The organism is Cyclobacterium qasimii M12-11B (assembly GCF_000427295.1).
GTDB lineage: Bacteria > Bacteroidota > Bacteroidia > Cytophagales > Cyclobacteriaceae > Cyclobacterium > Cyclobacterium qasimii.
The window spans coordinates 1-759 of record NZ_ATNM01000047.1; the positions used below are offsets into that span (position 1 = coordinate 1).

General features: G+C 37.7%; 1 protein-coding gene and 1 pseudogene. Both read left to right on the plus strand.

Annotation, left to right across the window (positions count from 1 at the left end; all coding sequences use genetic code 11):
* Positions 1-542: NAD(P)/FAD-dependent oxidoreductase (locus tag ADICYQ_RS04330; protein WP_369073249.1), on the plus strand; the 542-nt coding region annotated here is incomplete at its 5' end.
* A gap of 4 nt (positions 543-546) precedes the next feature.
* A pseudogene (locus ADICYQ_RS27595) lies at positions 547-759 on the plus strand (FAD-dependent protein); the annotation flags it as partial.

Genomic DNA, 759 nt, shown 5'->3' on the forward strand with positions numbered 1-759 from the left:
AAACTCGAGTTACTGACTTCACTATTAAGAATAATAAAATAGTTGCTATTCAGCTTAACAATGATAATGAACTCGATGTTGAAAAAGTCATTCTAGCGACTGGCCATTCGGCAAGAGATATTTTTTACTTATTAAATGATAAGAAGATTAAGCTTGAAGCAAAATCATTCGCCATGGGAGTCAGAGTTGAGCATCCACAAGAAATAATTGATGGCATTCAATACCATTGTAAAGGTGAGCAACGCGACGAGCTACTACCGGCAGCTTCATATAGCTTAGTGCAACAAGTAAATGACCGAGGTGTATATTCATTTTGTATGTGTCCTGGTGGATTCATAGTTCCTGCAGCCACAGCCAATGGTGAAGTTGTAGTCAATGGGATGTCGCCTTCTAAACGCAATAATAAATTCGCGAATTCTGGCATCGTAACGGAAATTAATGCCGACAAAGATCTTTACAGATACGAACATTTTGGCCCTTTAAAAAGCACTCGAATATCAAAAAGATTTAGAACGTTTAGCCTTCACCGCAGGGGGACGTAGACAATCTGCTCCTGCTCAAAGATTGACGGATTTTGTTGAAGGAAAATTATCTTCAAGTTTAAATGAAACCTCTTATCAACCTGGTTTAAATTCAGCACCATTACATTCATTACTACCAAAAATCATTGGAGGATCCTTACGTAAAGGCTTTAAAGCTTTTGGCGAAAAAATGAAGGGCTATTATACCGAAGAAGCTAATGTTATAGGAGTAGAATCT